Raw genomic sequence first — 19,881 nt, forward strand, 5'->3', positions numbered from 1 at the left:
TTGAGGGGTTAAGGCTCCCAGTAGACGACTGGGTTGATAGGCCGGATGTGGAAGCCCTGTAAAGGGTGGAGCTGACCGGTACTAATAGGCCGAGGGCTTGTCCTCAGTTGCTCGCGTCCACTGTGTTGGTTCTGAAATAATGAACAACACGCCTCCCATCCTGGGCCACAGGAGGGTTGAGGCATCGGTTCTAAATTTCATAGTGTTTCGGTGGTCATAGCGTGAGGGAAACGCCCGGTTACATTCCGAACCCGGAAGCTAAGCCTCACAGCGCCGATGGTACTGCAGGGGGGACCCTGTGGGAGAGTAGGACGCCGCCGAACTAATTGTAGAGAAAACCCCCGAGTCATCGACTCGGGGGTTTTCTTGTTTTCAGGGTCCTTTGAAATTGTGCCCCGGTGGAAAAGGCGCGGGGCGTCCCGCTCTCAAAGCCGGCCGGCGGCCTTGAGAGCGAGGTATGCGTCCGCGAGAGCGGGGGCGAGCTCGTCCGGTGCTGCGTCCACCACTGTGACTCCATGGCGGGTGAGCTTCTCCGCTGTACGACGGCGTTCCGCCTGGGCCTGAGCCGCGGACGCCGCTTCGTAGACGCCGTCCACTGTGCCGCGTGCGGTGGCCATCTTCTGGATGCGGGGATCGGCCACAGCGGCGACGACCACTGTGTGGCCCTTCGTCAGCCGGGGGAGCACAGGGAGCAGACCCTCTTCGACGGGCGCTGCGTCCAAGCTGGTCAGGAGGACGATCAGGGAGCGGCGGGGTGCTGTACTCAATGTGGTCGATGCGAGGCCGCGGGAGTTCGTCTCGACGAGTTCCGGTTCGAGCGTTGCCATCGCGTTGACGAACGACGGGAGGATGTCGCCTGCCGCTTTGCCCTGGACCAGGGCGCGGACGCGGCGGTCGTAGGCGAGGAGGTCCACGCGGTCGCCGGCTCGGGTCGCGAGAGCGGCCAGGAGGAGGGCGGCGTCCATGGCGGCGTCCAGGCGGGGTGCGTCGCCGACGCGGCCGGCCGAGGTGCGGCCGGTGTCCAGGACCAGGAGGATGCGGCGGTCGCGTTCGGGGCGCCAGGTGCGGACGGCCACCGCCGACTGACGGGCAGTGGCGCGCCAGTCGATGGACCGGGTGTCGTCGCCGGGCACGTACTCCCTGAGGCTGTCGAACTCGGTGCCCTCGCCGCGGGTCAACAGGCTGGTGCGGCCGTCCAGTTCACGGAGCCGGGCCAGCTTCGACGGCAGGTGTTTGCGGCTGTGGAAGGGCGGCAGGACGCGGACCGTCCAGGGAACTTTGTGGCTGCCCTGGCGGTTCAGGAGTCCGAGAGGACCGTATGAGCGGATGGTGATGCGTTCCGCCTCACGGTCGCCGCGACGGGTCGGGGTGAGGCGGGTCGTGACGCGGCGGCGCTCGCCGGGAGGGGCGTCGACACGATGGCGGGACGCGGTGGTCTCCGTGCCGGGCGTCCAGCTGCTCGGCGGCCAGGCGTCGCGGAGTTGAGCGCGCAGTGGGCGGCGCGACGGGTTCTCGATCGTGAGCGTGACGTCCGCGGCGTCACCTAGTCGAACTGATGTGTCACCAGATCGGGTGAAGCGGAGCGAACGCACTGGCGCCGCGAGGGCGTAGTCGCACATCATTGCGAGTGCAAGGGGTGAATTGACCGCGATCAGGCCCGTCCAGCTGGGGGCGAGCAGACCTACGGGGACGGAGCCCAGGGCCGCGAGCAGGGCGGCCCGACCGGTGAGTGCCATGGGTCCTCGACCTCAGCGGGGGACGGGGACGTTGGCGAGGATCGCGGTGATGACGGAGTCGGCGGTGACGCCTTCCATCTCTGCCTCCGGGCGGAGTTGGATGCGGTGCCGAAGGGTGGGCAGGGCCAGGGCTTTGACGTCGTCGGGCGTGACGTAATCGCGTCCGGTGAGCCAGGCCCAGGCGCGTGCGGTGGAGAGCAGGGCGGTCGCACCTCGCGGTGAGACGCCAAGGGTGAGGGACGGGGATTCGCGCGTGGCACGGCAGATGTCCACCACGTAGCCGGTGATTTCGGGGGAGACGGCTGTCTTGGCCACGGCGGCTCGGGCTGCCTCGAGGTCGTCCGGGCCGGCCACGGGGCGGAGGCCTGCGGCAGTGAGGTCGCGGGGGTTGAAGCCCTCCGCGTGCCGGTTGAGCACGGCGATCTCGTCCTGACGGGACGGAAGGGGGACGTTCAGTTTGAGCAGGAAGCGGTCGAGCTGTGCTTCCGGGAGGGGGTAAGTGCCTTCGTACTCCACCGGGTTCTGTGTGGCGGCGACGAGGAACGGGTCGGGGAGTGCGCGGGGGGTGCCGTCGACGGTGACCTGGCGTTCCTCCATGGCCTCGAGGAGGGAGGACTGGGTCTTCGGAGGCGTGCGGTTGATCTCGTCGGCGAGCAGGAGGTTGGTGAAGACAGGGCCGGGCTGGAAGGAGAACTCCGCGGTACGGGCGTCGTAGACGAGCGAGCCGGTGATGTCGCTGGGCATCAGGTCAGGGGTGAACTGGACGCGCTTGGTGTCGAGTTCGAGAGCCGAGGCGAGGGCGCGTACGAGAAGGGTCTTCGCGACGCCGGGGACGCCTTCGAGCAGGACGTGGCCGCGGCACAGGAGGGCGACCACCAGGCCGGTGACCGCCGGGTCCTGGCCGACCACGGCCTTCGCGATCTCGGCGCGCAGGGCCTCCAGGGAGGCGCGGGCGCGGTCCGCGTTCCCGGGGGTGTCGGAGATCGGGGCGCTCATGAAGTGCGTACCTCTCTTTCGAGGGCGTCGAGTTGGTCGGCGAGGGCGATCAGAGCGGCGTCGTCGCCAGGAGGTGGGCCGAAGAGAAGCGAGTGCAGGTCCCTGGCTCCGTCGGGGAGCTGGGCGGACAGCGCGGGGAGCATCTCCTCCGGGCTGTGGGCGTGGGAGGGCGGGACACCGACGAGAGGAGCAAGACGGGTGAGGGCTGCCGTGCGGAGTGCGCTCGCGGCGCGGTCGCGGGCGTTGCCCTTGCGGTAGAGGCGAGCTCTGCCTTCGACGGCCTCGGAGGCGCGGATGGCCACGGGCAGCCGCTCCGGGACCAGGGGGCCGAGTCGGCGGGCGCGCCAGAGCGCGGCCAGGGCTGCCGCCAGGGCGAGTTGGAGCGTGCCCCAGAGCCAGCCGGAAGGGATCAGGTCGAAGAAGCTGCGGTCGCCGCCATCGGTGGCCGCCGCGTCACCCAGTGAGGGGAGGTACCAGACCAGATGCGGGCGGGAACCGAGGAGTTGAAGGGCGAGCGAGGCGTTGCCGCGGTCGTCGAGCAGATCGTTGTAGAGGAAGCGGGGGCCGCCGAGCACCACGGTCTCGCCGTCGCCGGTGGGCAGGTGCACCAGCGTGGCCTCGCCGCCCTCCGGGTAGCAGGACGTGGCCTGTTCGGCCGTGGTGGTGTAGCGCATGCCGCCTGTGTCGGCGTCGCCGGCGCGGGTGGCCTCCGGAAGCGCACAGGCGGGCCGCAGCGCCGCATCGACGCCGGGCATCGATGCCGCCACGCCGGGTGCGAGCCGGTCGACGGAGGCAGGGCCGGGCGAGATCAGAAGGGTGCGACCGCCGGAGTTGTGCGTCGCCTCGTACAGCGCTGTCTGCTGTTTTTCCGTGAGGAGGTCGGGGGAGGCGATCAAGAGGGTCGTGTCGAGGCCGGCGGCTTCGGCTGCCGCGTCGGTGGTGGTGACGACGCGGGTGTCGACGCCCCTGTCCTTGAGGAGTTCGGCCACGGCACGGCTGCCGGAGGGATCGAAGGAGCGCGGGTCGAGGCGGCCGTGCTGCTCGTTCGACTGGACGGCTGCGATGACGACGCCGGCGATCAGCAACACGGTGAGCGCGAGCAGCAGTCCGCGGGAGCGGGTCCACACTTGGCGGGCGGTGGGGGAGGCCGAGGTGGTGGCGTGGGTGGCCTCGGTCATTCGACGGCCCCCTGGGCGGCCCCGCTGAGGGCGGGCCGGGTCTGTTCGAGATCGCGGTCCAGCTCCGTCAGGCGCCGGTACGCGGACTCGTCCGCCGTACGGCCGCCGTATGTGACGTCGTCGAACGTGCGGGCTGCCGCGCGCAGTCGGTCCGTATGGGCGGGCAGGGCGCGGCCGGCTTCCGCGGCGGCCTCGTCGGCCGTGCGGCCGGGGCGTACGTCGAGGAGCGCGCGTTCCTCGAGGGAGCGGACGACGGCGCGCATGCGCTCCTGTACCGCCTGGGTCCAGTGCTGGGCCGCGGCATGGGCTTCGGCGGCGGCGCGGTGTTCAGCGGCGCTGCGCGGGCCGCCATCGAACAACTGGGCCGACGTGGTGGGCGAGCGGTGGGGGGTGCCGAGCCGCCACCAGAGGGCGGCCACGAGCAGCAGGACGAATACAAGGATGACGAGCAGGCCGAGCGCGCCACCAGGGGTGGCTCCTGAAGCGGCGCTGAAGAGGTCGCTGATCCACTCCCAGAGGCGATCCAGGATGCGCTCGAACAGGCTCGGATCGTTCTGGTGGTACCGCGGGTCGGACAGTTCGCGCTCGGCGGCCTCCCGGGCCGGATCGCGCGGGATCGTCACCGGCGGTTCCTCACCGGTGAACGGCCGCAGTGCTGCTGTGTGCGTGACTCCCCCCGACACGATCACCGCATCAGCTCCCGGGCTGCGGGCCGGAGGTTCCGGGGCCCGACTGCTGGAGACCGGCCGCGCGGGCGAGCTCCAGGTCGAGGGCCTCGCGACGGATCCGCAGATCGATGTAGAGCAGCACGCTGACGCCCGCGGTGATCGGGAACGCGAGCATCGAGCCGACGACCGATCCGATGCCGGTGATGATCAGGAAGGTCCAGCCGGCGTCGCCGCCGGCTTCGAGGAAGCCGCCGATGCCTTCGCCGCTCAGGGCACCTGCCAGGAACGAGAACGGGATGACGATGATCGACACCACGATGTTCACGAGGATCGCGGCGAGCAGCTGAATGCCGAAGACCCGCCACCAGGAGCCGTTCACGAGCTTGGCCGAGCGCGACAGGGACTTGCGGACCGTCTGCTTCTCCAGCATCAGGGCCGGCGAGGAGAGCGAGAAGCGGACAAGGAGCCAGATCGCGACGACCAGCGCGGCGAGGCCGCCCAGGACGGCCAGCGTGGCGCCGCCTTCCGAGGAGCCGGCCACGGCCACGAGGATGCCCGGCAGGGTCCCGACCGCGACGATCCCTGCTCCGATCAGCGGCAGCAGGAAGGTCAGGCCGAGCAGACGCGGCACCTGAGGCCGGGCGTCCTGCCAGGCCTCGCCGATCGTGACCGACTTACCGAGCACCGCACGGCTGGTGACCATGGTCAGCAGCGCCGTCACGACGAAGGTGGCGAGCAGCGAGAGCAGGAGCAGGACGCCGGAGTCGCGCATGACGGTGCCGGTGGCGCTGAGCAGCTCACTGGCGGTGGCGTTGGGGTCCTCGAGGACCGCCGTGCTGGCGCCGCTGTTCAGGACGAGGCCCTGCAGCAGGATCGCCACGATCTCGGTGATCACCGCCACGGTCAGGGAGATGCCGAGCACGGTGCGCCAGTGCGCGCGCATCGTGGAGACCGCGCCGTCGAGGATCTCGCCGACGCCCAGCGGGCGGAGCGGGATGACACCGGGCTTGGCCGCCGCCGGCGGCGCGTTCCAGCCGCCGCCCCAGCCGGGGCCCCGGCCGGGCGGTGCGGTGGGGCCGCCCCACTGCTGAGGTCCGGGTGCGGGCTGCTGACCCGGTACGCCGGGGGCGGACCACTGGCCGGCGGGCGGCTGCTGCTTGGACCACTTGTCCTGGACGGTGTCCTGCGGGTCTGCGGGCTCGGCGGGGCGGGGCACGGCGTGATCCTCTCCAGAGGGCTGCCCGTCGGGCTTCCCATCGGAGGGGGCAGATCCGGGCGAGGCCCAGCCCGGAGTGTCGTTCATCGTCGCTCCTTCACGGTGCCCGTCCGCATGTGCGGCGGCAGGTTGGCAGCCATCGTGCCACGGCATACCCGTTCGTGGGCCGGGCAGGCAGGGCACTGCATTGGCTGTGCACCTTCAATTGTCCCTCGGGTACGGGGCAGACTGGACGGATGGCTGATCAGTACGCACCATCCCTCAAGGACGGCCGGCCCGAGTTCATCCCTGCGATCCGGTGGGAGGAGCCACCCGAAGGGCCCGTACTCGTGCTCCTCGATCAGACCCGGCTTCCGGCCGAGGAAGTCGAGTGGGTGTGCACCGACGCCCCTGCTCTCGTGCAGGCGATCCAGTCGCTGGCGGTGCGCGGTGCCCCGGTGCTCGGGATCGCGGGCGCCTACGGAGTGGCGCTGGCCGCGGTGCGCGGCTTCGACGTCGAGGAGGCCGCGCACGCCCTGGCCACCGCGCGGCCCACCGCGGTCAACCTCGCCCGGGGCGTGGAGCGTGCGCGCGATGCGCATCGGGCGGCGCTCCAGGACGGCGCGGACCAGGCCGAGGCGGCCGCGGCGGCGCTCGCCGAGGCGCGGGCCCTGCACCGTGAGGACGCGGAGGCCTCGCGGCGGATGGCGGGGCACGGTCTCGAGCTGCTCGACGAGCTGTTGTCGGGCGGCACGCACCGGATCCTCACGCACTGCAATACGGGGGCGCTGGTCTCCGGTGGTGAGGGCACGGCCTTCGCCGTGGCGCTTGAGGCCCACCGGGGCGGGCGGCTGCGGCGGCTCTGGGTGGACGAGACCCGGCCGCTGCTGCAGGGCGCTCGGCTCACCGCGTACGAAGCGGCGCGCAATGACATGCCGTACACCTTGCTGACCGACAACGCGGCGGGCTCGCTCTTCGCGTCGGGAGAGGTGGACGCGGTGCTGATCGGTGCGGACCGGATCGCGGCGGACGGGGCGGTGGCGAACAAGGTGGGGAGCTATCCGCTCGCCGTGCTGGCCCGCTATCACCATGTGCCGTTCATCGTGGTCGCACCGCTGAGCACCGTCGACGAGGACACCCCGGACGGGGCTTCGATCGAGGTCGAGCAGCGGGCCGGGCAGGAGGTGACGGAGTTCGCCGCGCCGCAGCTGCCGACGGCCGGTGTCGAGCCAGGGGGTGGGATCCCGGTGGCGCCGCTGGGCACGCAGGCGTACAACCCGGCGTTCGATGTGACACCGGCGGAGCTCGTGACCGCGATCGTCACCGAACATGGTGTGGTGTCTCCGGTCACTGCCGATGCGCTGGCGGAGCTGTGTGCGCGAGGTCTGCGGGAGCGGGAAGGGGTTCACAAGGGGTGAGGTTTCGGCCGAACTCCGTTGTTCCGGACGCCGATTCGGCGCGCAGGCGGATTTGCGTGTCGGCGTCCGTGCACAGGGGCAGACAGTGACTGCTCCGGGCGACTAGCGTCACGAGCCCGTGACCTACCTCACCAGGGCCTACTCCGCCGTTACAAGAATGGGATGATGTCGTCTATGAAGGGACGAGTCCTTGTCGTCGACGACGACACCGCGCTGGCCGAGATGCTCGGCATTGTGCTGCGTGGAGAAGGTTTTGAGCCGTCGTTCGTAGCTGACGGAGACAAGGCGCTGGCTGCCTTCAGGGAGGCCAAGCCCGATCTGGTGCTGCTCGACCTGATGCTGCCCGGACGTGACGGCATCGAGGTCTGCCGTCTCATCCGGGCCGAGTCCGGCGTGCCGATCGTGATGCTCACCGCCAAGAGCGACACCGTGGATGTGGTGGTCGGGCTCGAATCGGGCGCGGACGACTACATCGTGAAGCCGTTCAAGCCGAAGGAGCTCGTGGCCCGTATCCGGGCGCGGCTGCGGAGGTCCGAGGAGCCCGCGCCGGAGCAGCTGACCATCGGTGACCTCGTCATCGACGTGGCCGGCCACTCGGTCAAGCGGGACGGGTCGTCGATCGCGCTGACGCCGCTCGAGTTCGACCTCCTGGTCGCGCTGGCCCGTAAGCCGTGGCAGGTGTTCACCCGTGAGGTGCTGCTCGAGCAGGTGTGGGGCTACCGGCATGCGGCGGACACGCGTCTGGTCAATGTGCATGTGCAGCGGTTGCGTTCGAAGGTCGAGAAGGACCCCGAGCGCCCCGAGATCGTGGTGACCGTACGCGGCGTCGGCTACAAGGCCGGACCGAGCTGACGTGCCCGGGGACAGTGCCGCTTCGGCGTCCGGGCAGCAGGGCCGGCGTCCGGAGCGGCCGCTGGGCCCCGGCGGGCGCATGTCCCTGATCGGGCGGTTCCGCAGGGGCGGACTGCTGCTCCAGGACGGGGTGCAGAGCAGCCTCTTCCTGCGGCTTTTCACGCGCTGGGTGCGGCGTCCGCTGCTGCCGGTGATGCGGCTGTGGCGGCGCAACATCCAGTTGAGGGTGGTCGCCAGCACCCTGCTGATGTCCATCGTCGTGGTGCTCGTGCTCGGCTTCGTGGTCATCAGCCAGGTGAGCAACGGGCTGCTCGAGGCCAAGAAGAATGCCGCGCAGATCCAGGCCACCGGCGGGTTCAAGGTGGCGGAGGGCCTCGCCGGTGCGTCCAGGGACGACGGCTCGGAGGGTGCGACGCGCGGCGGTTCGGGCGGGGAGGCCAACGCATGGCTGACCGACACCGTGTACCAACTGGCCAGCGGTGGGCAGAACGCCTTCCACGTCCTCGCCATCGCGTCGAGCGCGGGCGGCGGCTCGGGGAGCAACCGGTTGCCGCGTTCCTCCGGCGATGTCTCCACCGAGACGGTCCCCGACGCCCTGCGGCAGCAGATCGACAAGCATTCGAGCGCTTTCCAGAGCTTCTCCACCGTGGTCTACACCCCGAAGGCCGGGCACGCCCCCGAGCCCGGGCTCGTCATCGGCAAGCGTCTCGACGACGTCGAGGGAAATCCGTACCAGCTCTACTACGTCTTCCCGCTCGCGCAGGAAGAGGAGTCCCTGACCCTGGTCAAGGGCACCCTCGCGACCGCCGGTCTGTTCGTCGTGGTGCTGCTCGGCGCCATCGCCTGGCTGGTGGTGCGCCAGGTCGTGACGCCGGTGCGGATGGCCGCCGGGATCGCCGAGCGGCTCTCGGCCGGGCGTCTGCAGGAGCGGATGAAGGTCACCGGAGAGGACGACATCGCGCGCCTCGGCGAGGCCTTCAACAAGATGGCGCAGAACCTCCAGTTGAAGATCCAGCAGCTCGAGGACCTCTCGCGGATGCAGCGCCGCTTCGTCTCCGACGTTTCGCACGAGCTGCGCACTCCGCTGACGACCGTCCGTATGGCCGCCGATGTCATCCACGAGGCGCGCGTCGACTTCGACCCGGTGACCTCGCGCTCCGCCGAGCTGCTCACCGATCAGCTCGACCGGTTCGAATCGCTGCTCGCCGACCTGCTGGAGATCAGCCGCTTCGACGCCGGCGCGGCCGCGCTCGAGGCCGAGCCGATAGATCTGCGTGAGGTCGTACGGCGGGTCGTCGGCGGCGCCGAACCGCTGGCCGAGCGCAAGGGCAGCCGGGTCCGGATCGTCGGCGACAGCCAGCCGGTGATAGCGGAGGCGGATGCCCGCCGTGTCGAGCGCGTCCTGCGCAACCTCGTGGTCAACGCGGTGGAGCACGGCGACGGCAAGGACGTCGTGGTGCGTCTGGCCTCGGCCGGCGGCGCCGTGGCGGTGGCCGTGCGCGACTACGGCGTGGGGCTCAAGCCGGGTGAGGCGACCCGGGTGTTCAACCGTTTCTGGCGCGCCGATCCGGCCCGTGCCCGCACCACGGGCGGTACCGGCCTCGGTCTGTCGATCGCCCTCGAGGACGCCCGGCTGCACGGCGGCTGGCTGCAGGCGTGGGGTGAGCCGGGCGGCGGTTCGCAGTTCCGGCTGACGCTGCCGCGCACCGCGGACGAGCCGCTGCGCGGATCGCCCATACCGCTGGAGCCGGAGGACTCGCGCCGCAATCGCGGTCTCAGCGAGGCGGGGCTGCCCTCGGGCGGCCAGAGCAAGCGCGCCACGGTTCCGGCCCAGGCCGCTCAGGAGCGCGTACCGGGGCCGATACCCTCCGCCGCGTCCGTATCTCCCAGGGGACACTCCGTCGATCCGACGGCGCTGCCCGGCAACGGCGCGCGTGTCGTGCCGCGTCCGACGCGCAGCCGGGACGACGAGCCCGGCGATCTTCCCGTACGGGAAGGGCCGCAGGTGTCCCGGGAAGCGGACGTGGCGGAGGAAGGCGTGACCGAAGGGGAGGGCAGGCGTGGGCGCTGAACGTGTGGGGCGCGGGCGGCTGTTGGGCCGCAAGGCCGCGCTGCTCGGCTGTGGCGGTGTGCTGCTCGCCGGCTGTGCGTCGATGCCCAGCAGCGGCGAGCCCGAGCCGGTCGACGCGTCGCCGAACGAGCCGCGGGTCCGGGTCTTCGCGGCCCCGCCCAAGGACAACGCCAAGCCCGGGGAGATCCTCGACGGGTTCCTCGAGACGCTGACGGGTGATGACCCCGATTACTCGATCGCGCGCAAGTACCTCACCGCCGAAGCGGCGAAGAGCTGGAATCCCGAGAGTTTGACGACGGTCCTCGAGGACGGCCCGAAGCCGTCGTTGCTGAGCCCCGTGCAGGAGCTGGAGACCGCGGAGAGCTACGGCTTCGAGCTGGACGGCAATGCGGTGGCGACGATCGACGCCGACCACGCGTACCAGCCGGAGGCCAAGCGGTACAGCGAGTCCATCCAGCTCGTGAAGGAGCGCGGGAAGGCCGGCGGGAAGACGGATGGCCAGTGGCGGATCTCCAAGCCGCCGGTCGGCGTGGTGCTCGGCGAGACCGATTTCCGGCGCCTGTACGAGTCGGTCAACAAGTACTACTACGCGTCGAACATGGCGCGCGGCGACGACGAGCAGCCGCAGCCGGCGCCGCTCGTGGCCGACCCCGTGTACGTGCGCGGCGATCCGGAACCGCCGCTGGCCGATGTGGTCAAGGCACTCCTCGACGGGCCCACCAGCTGGCTCGATCCCGTGGTCTCGTCGCGGTTCCCGAGCGATACGACCCTGCGCAAGGGCACCAAGGAACTCACGCCGGACGACCAGAAGCGGCTGCGGGTGCCGCTCAACAGCAAGGCCGACAACATCAAGCCGGATCTCTGCAAGAAGATGGCCGCCCAGATCTACTTCACGCTGAACGATCTGACCAAGCCGTCCGGGATCGAGCAGGTGGAGCTGCTGCGTTCGGACGGGGAGTCCTCGCTGTGCGTGCTCGACGAGGGTGGAGCCAAAGCCCTCGCGCCCAACCCGGCGGGGCAGCCCGGCTACCAGTACTTCATCGACAAGAAGCACCAGTTGGTACGGATGCCGAAGAGCAGTCCCGTGACCGACACGGTGGACGGTGCGATCGGCTCGGGGGAGCAGGAGCTGCGTTCGGCCGCCGTCTCGCGTGACGAGGAGTGGGCCGCGGGGGTGTCCAGGGACGGGAGTTCGCTGTTCGTGGGCGCCATGCGCGAAGGCGCTTCCCTGGACAAGGCCAAGGTGACCAGCAAGGCGTCCAAGGAGGACGAGCGTCTCGCGCCGCCCAGTTGGGACGGGCGCGGCGATCTGTGGGTGGCCGATCAGGACCCCAAGAACCCGCGGCTGCTGTGGCTGGACAAGGGGCGGGGCGAGCCGGTCGAGGTCGCGTTCGACCGGCAGCTGGGAGCCGACGGCGAAGGCCGGATCAAGGCGGTACGGGTGGCGGCCGACGGGGTGCGGATCGCGCTGCTCGTCGAGCAGGACGGCAAGACCGGGCTGCGGATCGGCCGCGTACTGCGCTCGACGTCCGGGGGCAAGCCGGAGCTCTCCGTCACCGAACTGCGGCCCGCCGCACCCAAGATGGAGGTCACCGCCATGTCCTGGGCCGGCGGCAGCCGGCTGCTCGTGGTGGGCAAGGAGGCCGGCGGGGTGCAGCAGATGCGGTTCGTGCAGAGCGACGGTTCGTTGCCGGACGAGCCCGCGCTGCCGGGTCTGAACGGTGTGACCGCGGTCGCGGCCTCCGAGAACGAGCAGTTGGCGCTCGTCGCGCACTCCGAGGACGGGATCGTGCGGCGTGCCGAGGGCGAGGACTGGAAGCTGGTGGTCAAGGAGGGGGCTGCTCCGGTTTATCCGGGGTGAGCTCCGGCGAGGGTCAACCTCCCGTTCACCGCGGGGAGTTGTCCACAGCGCCGTCACGTTCCGTGCAGTTATCCACAGGGCTGGTCGGACGTCTTCCTCCTTGGCACAGTGGGGACATGCGGGGGTGGTGGCAGGACTTCACCGACCTGGTGCTGCCGGCCGACTGCGGTGGCTGCGGTCGCGCCCGTACGGCGCTGTGCGAGCCCTGTCGCGGAGCGCTGTACGGAGCCGCTCCGCGGCGAGTGCGCCCGATGCCCGCGCCGCCGGGGCTGCCCGCCGTGCACGCGGCGGCGCCCTACGCGGACGCGGTGCGCGCGGTGCTGCTGGCGCACAAGGAGCGGGGCGCTCTGGCCCTGGCGGGAGCGCTGGGCGAGGCGCTGGCGCGCGCGGTGTGCGCGGGAGCGGGTGCGTATCCGGACGGCGGGCCGCTGCTGCTCGTCCCGGTTCCGTCGGCGCGGTGGGCCACGGCGGCGCGGGGACATGATCCGGTGCGCCGGATCGCCTTGGCGGCGACGCGTGCGCTGCGGCGTGACGGGGTACCTGCGCGGGTGCTGCCCGTGCTGCGACAGCGGCGGGAGGTGGCGGACCAGTCGGGGCTCGACGCGCGACGGAGGCTGATGAACCTGACGGGTGCACTGCACGTTGTTCCGGGTAGGGAACGGTTGTTGGCGGCGGGACGGGTGGTGTTGGTGGACGACCTCATGACGACCGGCGCCTCGCTGACCGAGGCGGCCCGCGCATTGCGCGCCGCGGCGCCGACGGAAAGGGCGGTGCGCGCGCCGGGAGCGGAAAGCCCGGGGAGCATGGGAAGCGGGGGAAAAGTTCGAACACAGGCCGCGGTCGTTGCCGCTTCACCGGATTCTTTCGAAATAAACCGGAACTGACTGAGAACTTGCATCGTTGCAGGTAGTGAGAGTGCGCTTTCACCTGAACGGAGGTATGCGGCAGTAGAGGGTGACGACATCCGTCCGGGCGAGATATGTTCGGTTGTGAGGACTCCGGAGAAGCTTCCAAGAACCTTTCCGGGAAGTACGCCTCGTATATCCGAATGCCGCGCTGCCGTGATTGCCGAGGGGTTTCGGCAATCACCCGTAAGCGGTGGGGTGGAGATCTTGTCCACGGGGGAGGAGGAGGTGGAAGTCACCGAGTCCGAGGCTCCGGGGCTCACCGGAGTCTGGTGCAAAAGGGAGATGCTCCGCCTGTAGGAGCGGAGCTATCCGGGAACGGAGTTCTGCGTGGACATCGTCGTCAAGGGCCGCAAGACCGAGGTGCCCGAGCGGTTCCGCAAGCACGTGGCCGAGAAGCTGAAGCTGGAGAAGATCCAGAAGCTCGATGGCAAGGTGATCAGCCTCGACGTCGAGGTGTCCAAGGAGCCCAACCCCCGTCAGGCCGACCGCAGCGACCGGGTGGAGATCACACTCCGTTCGCGTGGGCCGGTGATCCGGGCAGAGGCATCCGCGAGCGACCCCTATGCGGCGCTGGACCTGGCCCAGGAGAAGCTGGAGGCCCGGCTGCGCAAGCAGCACAGCAAGCGCTCCTCCCGGCGTGGCAACGGCAGGCTGTCGGCGGCCGAGGTGGCCGACCGCGTCCCGGGCGCCGCGACGCTCAACGGGGACGGCTCACCCGCCGAGGACGCGTCGGACCAGGTGCCGACCAAGCGCATCGGTTCCCTCGAGATCCAGGGCGAAGGGCCGCTGGTGGTCCGCGAGAAGACCCACGTGGCCGCCCCAATGTCGCTCGACCAGGCGCTCTACGAGATGGAGCTGGTCGGGCACGACTTCTATCTGTTCGTCGACTCCGAGACCAAGGAACCGAGTGTCGTCTACCGGCGGCACGCCTACGACTACGGCGTCATCCACCTGAACACGGACCCGATGGTGGCCAAGGCCGAGGCGGACGGGGCGCCCGGTGCGGGCGGTGCGCTCGGTGGCTGATGTGCCGCGATGATCCCGGCCGTCGGTGCCCCCGGGGACGCGTATGCGCCCCCGGGGGCACCGGTGTGCGACCCCTTGGGGCACTGCACTGACGTCCCGGCATGAAATCATGGGCTCGCAGACCAACCCGCCTACTGCCGAAGCGGGTTGGCGGACCACACAGGCCTCGGCCTTCAGGGGGAGGAACGATGGCGGACAGTTTCGGACCGATGCGTGACGAGGATGCCGTTGACGGCGTCCGCGTCGCAGCGGGCATCGGCCAGGACGCCGACCTGGACGCCGCGCGCAAGGAACCGATCAGGGTGCTCGTCGTGGACGACCACGCCTTGTTCCGCAGGGGCCTCGAGATCGTTCTCGCGCAGGAGGAGGACATTCAGGTGGTCGGCGAGGCCGGGGACGGGGCGGAGGCCGTGGACAAGGCCGCCGATCTGCTGCCCGACATCGTGCTCATGGATGTACGGATGCCCAAGCGCGGCGGCATCGAGGCCTGCACCTCGATCAAGGAGGTGGCCCCCAGCGCGAAGATCATCATGCTGACGATCAGTGACGAAGAGGCCGATCTCTACGATGCGATCAAGGCCGGCGCCACCGGCTATCTGCTCAAGGAGATCTCCACCGACGAGGTCGCCACGGCCATTCGCGCGGTGGCGGACGGGCAGTCGCAGATCAGTCCGTCGATGGCCTCGAAGCTGCTCACCGAGTTCAAGTCGATGATCCAGCGCACCGACGAGCGCCGGCTCGTGCCCGCGCCGCGCCTGACCGACCGCGAGCTGGAAGTCCTGAAGCTGGTGGCGACCGGGATGAACAACCGGGACATCGCCAAGGAGCTCTTCATCTCCGAGAACACCGTGAAGAACCACGTGCGCAACATCCTGGAGAAGCTGCAACTGCACTCCCGGATGGAGGCCGTGGTCTACGCGATGCGGGAGAAGATCCTCGAGATCCGGTGAGGTCCCGGGGCGGGGTTCACGTCCGGTCTCGTGGATCAGGCCCTAGGCGGTGAGCCCCCGCACCGCCGTCTTCACCGCTGCCGTCAGCGGTGCCCGCAGCTCCACGGGCGTGACCTTCTCCACCCGTACGGACGTGCAGCCCACCCAGCCCGCGGCCTCCACCAGCGCCGCGGCCATCGGCTCCACCGCCTTCGCGGTGTCGAGCGAGGCGTGCCGGGCCACCAGCGTGCTGCCCTCGCGCGCCGGGTCCACCCGGCCGAGCAGCCGGCCGCCGGAGAGCAGCGGCATCGCGAAGTATCCGTAGACCCGCTTCGGCTTCGGGACGTACGCCTCGAGGCGGTGGGTGAAGCCGAAGATCCGCTCCGTACGCGCCCGTTCCCAGATCAGTGAGTCGAAGGGCGAGAGTAGTGTCGTACGGTGCCGTCCGCGCGGCTGTGAGGCGAGCGCCGCCGGGTCGGCCCAGGCGGGCTTGGACCAGCCCTCGACCTGGACCGGGACCAGACCGGAGTCCTCGATCACCGCGTCGAACTGCTCGCTCTTGAGCCGGTGGTAGTCCGCGATGTCCGCACGCGTGCCCACACCGAGCGCCTCGCCGGACTGCCGGACCAGGCGCCGCAGGCACTCGGCGTCGTCGAGGTCGTCATGGAGCAGCCGGTCGGGGATGGCGCGCTCCGCCAGGTCGTACACCCGCTTCCAGCTGCGCCGCTCGGTGCAGACGACCTCGCCGTACATCAGCGCGCGCTCCACGGCGATCTTGGAGTCGGACCAGTCCCACCACTCGCCCTTGTTCTTCGCGCCGCCCAACTCGGTTGCGGTGAGGGGACCTTCGGCCCGCAGCTGCTTGATGACCTGCTCGTACGCCCCGTCGGCCAGCTGGTGGTTCCAGTGCGGGCGGCCGCGGTACGCGCGGCGGCGGAAGGCGAAGAGCGGCCACTCCTCGACGGGCAGGATGCAGGCCGCGTGCGACCAGTACTCAAAGGCATGGCCCTCGGTCCAATACGCGTCCTCGACCGTCCCCCGGCCGACGGCGCCGAGCCGTGCGTACGGAATCAGCTCATGGGAGCGGGCGAGCACCGAGATCGTGTCGAGCTGGACCGACCCCAGGTGCCGCAGCACCCCGCGCACCCCCGCACGCCGGTCGGGAGCGCCGAGGAATCCCTGGGCGCGCAGGGCGATACGGCGGGCGTCGTCGGCGGAGAGGGCGACGTCGGGCGTGGAGGTCATGCACGTACCGTACGAGCTGCCACTGACAACGGCCTTCGCGGGCAGTCCCGTTGTCAGTGCCCGCCGATAGCCTGAGAAGGGCTTCGGCCCCCGGGCGGGAGGGGACTGTCCAGGACGGTTCAGCTCTCGGCCGGCAGATACGCATCCTGCGAAGGCAGTCCGAGATCGCCGGGCAGCAGCGAGGCCACCCAGGTGTCGCGGCGGGTGCCCTTGTTGAGCAGGCCCGAGCGCAGCATGCCCTCCAGCTGGAAGCCGGCCTTCTCGGCGACCGCGCGCGAGGCGTGATTGCCGACCTCGGCCTTCCACTCGATGCGGTCGACGTGCAGCTCCTCGAAGCCCCAGCGCGTCACCGCGCGCACGGCCTCGGTCATATAGCCCTGGCCGCGGTGCTCCTTGACCGCCCAGAAGCCGATCTCGCGGGCATTGCCGATGCGCTCCATCAGACCGGTCACCGCCACCAGCTGACCCTGCCTGTCGAGTACGGCGAAGCAGTACTCCCTGCCGCTGACCCAGGCCTCAGGGGCGATCGTCCCGGCGAAGCTCTCCGCGTCCTCGCGGCGGTAGGGCACGGGGGTGGTCGTCCAGCGCCCGACCTCGGGGTCCTGGCAGGCCGCGTACACCGCGTCGATGTCCTGCGGGCCGAGCGGGCGGATGGTCAGGCGGCCGGTGGTGAGGGTCACGGGGTCCATTGCCGGATTCTCCGGGTGAGGGCTCACTCTTGGCCAGGGATTTTCGCGGGGAGCTGAGGGAGCGCGGCACCTTCCGGGGCTCCTGGCCGTTGGACCTGATGGTGGACCTCCCGAGGCGGTGGGCTCCTCGCATACGATGGCCGTTGCGGTGGGGTGCCCCTGCCGTGGCCGCACCACCACATAACGACCGCCCCAGGCCGCCCGACCGGCAAGGAGACCAACCCTCGTGTCCGTCTTCAACAAGCTCATGCGTGCAGGCGAAGGAAAGATCCTGCGCAAGCTGCACCGCATCGCGGACCAGGTCAACTCCATCGAAGAGGACTTCGAAGGCCTCTCCGACGCCGAGCTGCGTGCGCTCACGCAGGAGTACAAGGAGCGCTACCAGGAGTACGTCGACAGCGAGGGCAAGTCGGGCGACAGCCTCGACGACCTGCTGCCGGAGGCCTTCGCCACGGTCCGCGAGGCCGCCAAGCGCGTCCTTGGCCAGCGTCACTACGACGTACAGATCATGGGTGGCGCAGCCCTGCACATGGGCTACGTCGCGGAGATGAAGACCGGTGAGGGCAAGACCCTCGTCGGCACGCTGCCCACCTACCTCAACGCCCTCTCCGGCAAGGGCGTTCACCTGATCACGGTGAACGACTACCTGGCCGAGCGCGACTCCGAGATGATGGGCCGCGTCCACAAGTTCCTGGGCCTTCAGGTCGGCTGCATCCTCGCCAACATGACCCCGGCCCAGCGCCGCGAGCAGTACGCGTGCGACATCACGTACGGCACGAACAACGAGTTCGGCTTCGACTACCTGCGCGACAACATGGCCTGGTCGCAGGACGAGCTCGTCCAGCGAGGCCACAACTTCGCCGTGGTCGACGAGGTCGACTCGATCCTCGTCGACGAGGCCCGTACGCCGCTGATCATCTCCGGCCCGGCCGACCAGGCCACCAAGTGGTACGGCGACTTCGCCAAGCTGGTCCAGCGCCTGAAGAAGGGCGAGGCGGGACAGCCGCTCAAGGGCATCGAGGAGACCGGCGACTACGACGTCGACGAGAAGAAGCGCACCGTCGGCATCCACGAGTCCGGTGTCGCCAAGGTCGAGGACTGGCTCGGCATCGACAACCTCTACGAGTCGGTGAACACCCCGCTCGTCGGCTACTTGAACAACGCCATCAAGGCCAAGGAATTGTTCAAGAAGGACAAGGACTACGTCGTCATCGACGGCGAGGTCATGATCGTCGACGAGCACACCGGCCGTATCCTCGCCGGCCGCCGCTACAACGAGGGCATGCACCAGGCGATCGAGGCGAAGGAAGGGGTGGACATCAAGGACGAGAACCAGACGCTCGCGACGATCACCCTGCAGAACTTCTTCCGCCTCTACAAGCGCGACGACTACGAGAGCGGCCTGTCCGGCATGACCGGTACGGCGATGACCGAGGCCGCCGAGTTCCAGCAGATCTACAAGCTGGGCGTCGTGCCGATCCCGACCAACCGCCCCATGGTCCGCATGGACCAGTCGGACCTGATCTACCGCACGGAGAAGGCGAAGTTCGACGCGGTCGTCGACGACATCGCCGAGAAGCACGAGAAGGGCCAGCCGATCCTGGTCGGCACCGTCTCGGTCGAGAAGTCCGAGTACCTCTCGCAGCAGCTCTCCAAGCGCGGCATCCCGCACGAGGTGCTCAACGCCAAGCAGCACGACCGTGAGGCGATCATCGTCGCCCAGGCCGGCCGCAAGGGCGCCGTCACGGTCGCGACCAACATGGCCGGCCGTGGTACCGACATCAAGCTCGGCGGCAACCCCGAGGACCTCGCCGAGGCCGAGCTGCGCCAGCAGGGCCTCGACCCCGAGGAGCACATCGAGGAGTGGGCGGCCGCGCTGCCCGCCGCGATGAAGCGTGCCGAGCAGGCGGTCAAGGACGAGCACGACGAGGTCACCGACCTCGGCGGTCTCTACGTGCTCGGTACGGAGCGGCACGAGTCCCGCCGTATCGACAACCAGCTGCGCGGTCGTTCCGGCCGACAGGGCGACCCGGGCGAGTCCCGCTTCTACCTGTCCCTCGGCGACGACCTGATGCGCCTGTTCAAGGCGCAGATGGTCGAGCGCGTGATGTCCATGGCCAATGTGCCGGACGACGTGCCGATCGAGAACAAGATGGTCACCCGCGCCATCGCGTCCGCCCAGTCGCAGGTCGAGCAGCAGAACTTCGAGACGCGTAAGAACGTTCTGAAGTACGACGAGGTGCTCAACCGCCAGCGCGAGGTCATCTACGGCGAGCGCCGTCGCGTCCTCGAAGGCGAGGACCTGCACGAGCAGATCCGCCACTTCATGGACGACACCATCGACGCCTACATCGCGGCCGAGACCGCGGAGGGCTTCGCCGAGGACTGGGACCTCGACCGGCTGTGGGGCGCGTTCAAGCAGCTCTACCCGGTGAAGGTCACGGTCGAGGAGCTCGAGGACGAGGCCGGTGACCGAGCCGGTCTGACCGCCGAGTTCATCTCCGAGGCGATCAAGGAGGACATCCACGCGCAGTACGACGCGCGCGAGGAGCAGCTCGGCTCGGACATCATGCGTGAGCTGGAGCGGCGCGTCGTCCTGTCGGTCCTGGACCGCAAGTGGCGCGAGCACCTCTACGAGATGGACTACCTCCAGGAGGGCATCGGCCTGCGCGCGATGGCGCAGAAGGACCCCCTGGTCGAGTACCAGCGCGAGGGCTTCGACATGTTCACCGCCATGATGGACGGGATCAAGGAGGAGTCCGTCGGCTACCTGTTCAACCTGGAGGTCCAGGTCGAGCAGCAGGTCGAGGAGGTCCCGGTCGAGGACGCGAAGCCGTCCCTCGACAAGGAGGACGCCGTGCCGGCGGGTACCTCCCGTCCGGAGATCCGCGCCAAGGGCCTGGAGGCCCCGCAGCGCCGTGGCGGGCTGCACTTCTCGGCGCCGACCGTCGACGGTGAGGGCGGCGTCGTCGAGGGCGACCTGGTCGACGACGGTCCGGGCGGACCGGTGCGGTCGGCTGCGGACGGGATGACGCGGGCGGAGCGTCGCAAGGCGCAGAAGGGCGGCAGCCGCCGCCGCAAGAAGTAGCTTTCGCTGTACGTGGCCGGG

At 69.8% G+C, this 19,881-nt stretch carries 15 protein-coding genes and 2 rRNA genes; 10 read left to right on the forward strand and 7 right to left on the reverse strand.

Annotation, left to right across the window (positions count from 1 at the left end; genetic code table 11):
- Together G6045_RS14315 and rrf are read left to right on the forward strand one after the other, a co-directional pair.
- Positions 1-105, forward strand: a 23S ribosomal RNA gene (locus G6045_RS14315); the annotation flags it as partial.
- 101 nt (positions 106-206) lie between these two features.
- A 5S ribosomal RNA gene (gene rrf, locus G6045_RS14320) occupies positions 207-323 on the forward strand.
- A 102-nt stretch (positions 324-425) separates the two neighbouring features.
- Here rrf and G6045_RS14325 read toward each other — a convergent pair.
- From G6045_RS14325 to G6045_RS14345, 5 genes are read right to left on the reverse strand one after another with little or no spacing between them, the layout of a single operon-like run.
- On the reverse strand, positions 426-1,736 hold the full coding sequence (locus G6045_RS14325) for a DUF58 domain-containing protein (RefSeq protein ID WP_165332321.1): 1,311 nt from the start codon (positions 1,734-1,736) through the stop codon (positions 426-428).
- Positions 1,737-1,748: 12 nt separating this feature from the next.
- A complete protein-coding gene (locus tag G6045_RS14330; RefSeq protein ID WP_165332322.1) occupies positions 1,749-2,732 on the reverse strand; it encodes an AAA family ATPase in 984 nt (327 codons plus the stop codon).
- Positions 2,729-3,910 carry a DUF4350 domain-containing protein gene (locus G6045_RS14335; protein WP_165332323.1) on the reverse strand — a complete coding sequence of 394 codons (1,182 nt, stop codon included), beginning with the start codon at positions 3,908-3,910 and terminating at the stop codon, positions 2,729-2,731. The genes G6045_RS14330 and G6045_RS14335 overlap by 4 nt, the downstream gene beginning before the upstream one ends.
- On the reverse strand, positions 3,907-4,599 hold the full coding sequence (locus G6045_RS14340; RefSeq protein WP_165332324.1) for a DUF4129 domain-containing protein: 693 nt from the start codon (positions 4,597-4,599) through the stop codon (positions 3,907-3,909). Before G6045_RS14340 ends, G6045_RS14335 begins: the two co-directional genes overlap by 4 nt.
- A gap of 4 nt (positions 4,600-4,603) precedes the next feature.
- The gene (locus G6045_RS14345) at positions 4,604-5,881 is read right to left on the reverse strand and encodes a glycerophosphoryl diester phosphodiesterase membrane domain-containing protein (RefSeq protein ID WP_165332325.1); all 1,278 of its coding nucleotides are present in this window, start codon (positions 5,879-5,881) and stop codon (positions 4,604-4,606) included.
- Between the two features lie 149 nt (positions 5,882-6,030).
- Here G6045_RS14345 and mtnA point away from each other — a divergent pair, with 149 nt between their 5' ends.
- The 7 genes from mtnA (at position 6,031) to G6045_RS14380 (ending at position 14,859) form a co-directional block, all read left to right on the forward strand.
- Complete coding sequence (gene mtnA / locus G6045_RS14350) at positions 6,031-7,191, forward strand: S-methyl-5-thioribose-1-phosphate isomerase (RefSeq protein WP_165332326.1); 1,161 nt, start codon at positions 6,031-6,033, stop codon at positions 7,189-7,191.
- A 162-nt stretch (positions 7,192-7,353) separates the two neighbouring features.
- On the forward strand, positions 7,354-8,043 hold the full coding sequence (gene mtrA / locus G6045_RS14355) for a two-component system response regulator MtrA (protein WP_199549338.1): 690 nt from the start codon (positions 7,354-7,356) through the stop codon (positions 8,041-8,043).
- Between the two features lies 1 nt (position 8,044).
- A complete protein-coding gene (gene mtrB / locus G6045_RS14360; RefSeq protein ID WP_165332328.1) occupies positions 8,045-10,114 on the forward strand; it encodes an MtrAB system histidine kinase MtrB in 2,070 nt (689 codons plus the stop codon).
- Positions 10,104-11,975 (forward strand): LpqB family beta-propeller domain-containing protein, encoded by a 1,872-nt coding sequence (locus G6045_RS14365; protein WP_328707775.1) that lies wholly within the window; start codon positions 10,104-10,106, stop codon positions 11,973-11,975. The genes mtrB and G6045_RS14365 overlap by 11 nt, the downstream gene beginning before the upstream one ends.
- A gap of 116 nt (positions 11,976-12,091) precedes the next feature.
- Positions 12,092-12,859 (forward strand): ComF family protein, encoded by a 768-nt coding sequence (locus G6045_RS14370; protein WP_165332329.1) that lies wholly within the window; start codon positions 12,092-12,094, stop codon positions 12,857-12,859.
- A gap of 351 nt (positions 12,860-13,210) precedes the next feature.
- Positions 13,211-13,909, forward strand: coding sequence for a ribosome hibernation-promoting factor, HPF/YfiA family (gene hpf / locus G6045_RS42170; RefSeq protein WP_165332330.1), 699 nt, complete (start codon positions 13,211-13,213; stop codon positions 13,907-13,909).
- A 188-nt stretch (positions 13,910-14,097) separates the two neighbouring features.
- On the forward strand, positions 14,098-14,859 hold the full coding sequence (locus G6045_RS14380) for a response regulator (protein WP_165332331.1): 762 nt from the start codon (positions 14,098-14,100) through the stop codon (positions 14,857-14,859).
- 42 nt (positions 14,860-14,901) lie between these two features.
- Here G6045_RS14380 and G6045_RS14385 read toward each other — a convergent pair whose 3' ends face one another.
- Both G6045_RS14385 and G6045_RS14390 read right to left on the reverse strand, forming a co-directional pair.
- Positions 14,902-16,083: a winged helix-turn-helix domain-containing protein gene (locus tag G6045_RS14385; RefSeq protein WP_165332332.1), complete on the reverse strand. Its 1,182-nt coding sequence runs from the start codon at positions 16,081-16,083 to the stop codon at positions 14,902-14,904.
- Positions 16,084-16,202: 119 nt separating this feature from the next.
- Entirely contained in the window at positions 16,203-16,772 is a 570-nt protein-coding gene (locus tag G6045_RS14390; protein WP_165332333.1) for a GNAT family N-acetyltransferase, read from the reverse strand.
- 226 nt (positions 16,773-16,998) lie between these two features.
- On the opposite strand from G6045_RS14390, the gene secA reads away from it, so the two are divergent.
- Entirely contained in the window at positions 16,999-19,860 is a 2,862-nt protein-coding gene (gene secA, locus G6045_RS14395) for a preprotein translocase subunit SecA (RefSeq protein ID WP_165332334.1), read from the forward strand.
- The last annotated feature ends 21 nt before the right edge of the window (positions 19,861-19,881 follow it).

Source organism: Streptomyces mesophilus, from assembly GCF_011044995.1.
GTDB classification, from domain to species: domain Bacteria; phylum Actinomycetota; class Actinomycetes; order Streptomycetales; family Streptomycetaceae; genus Streptomyces; species Streptomyces mesophilus.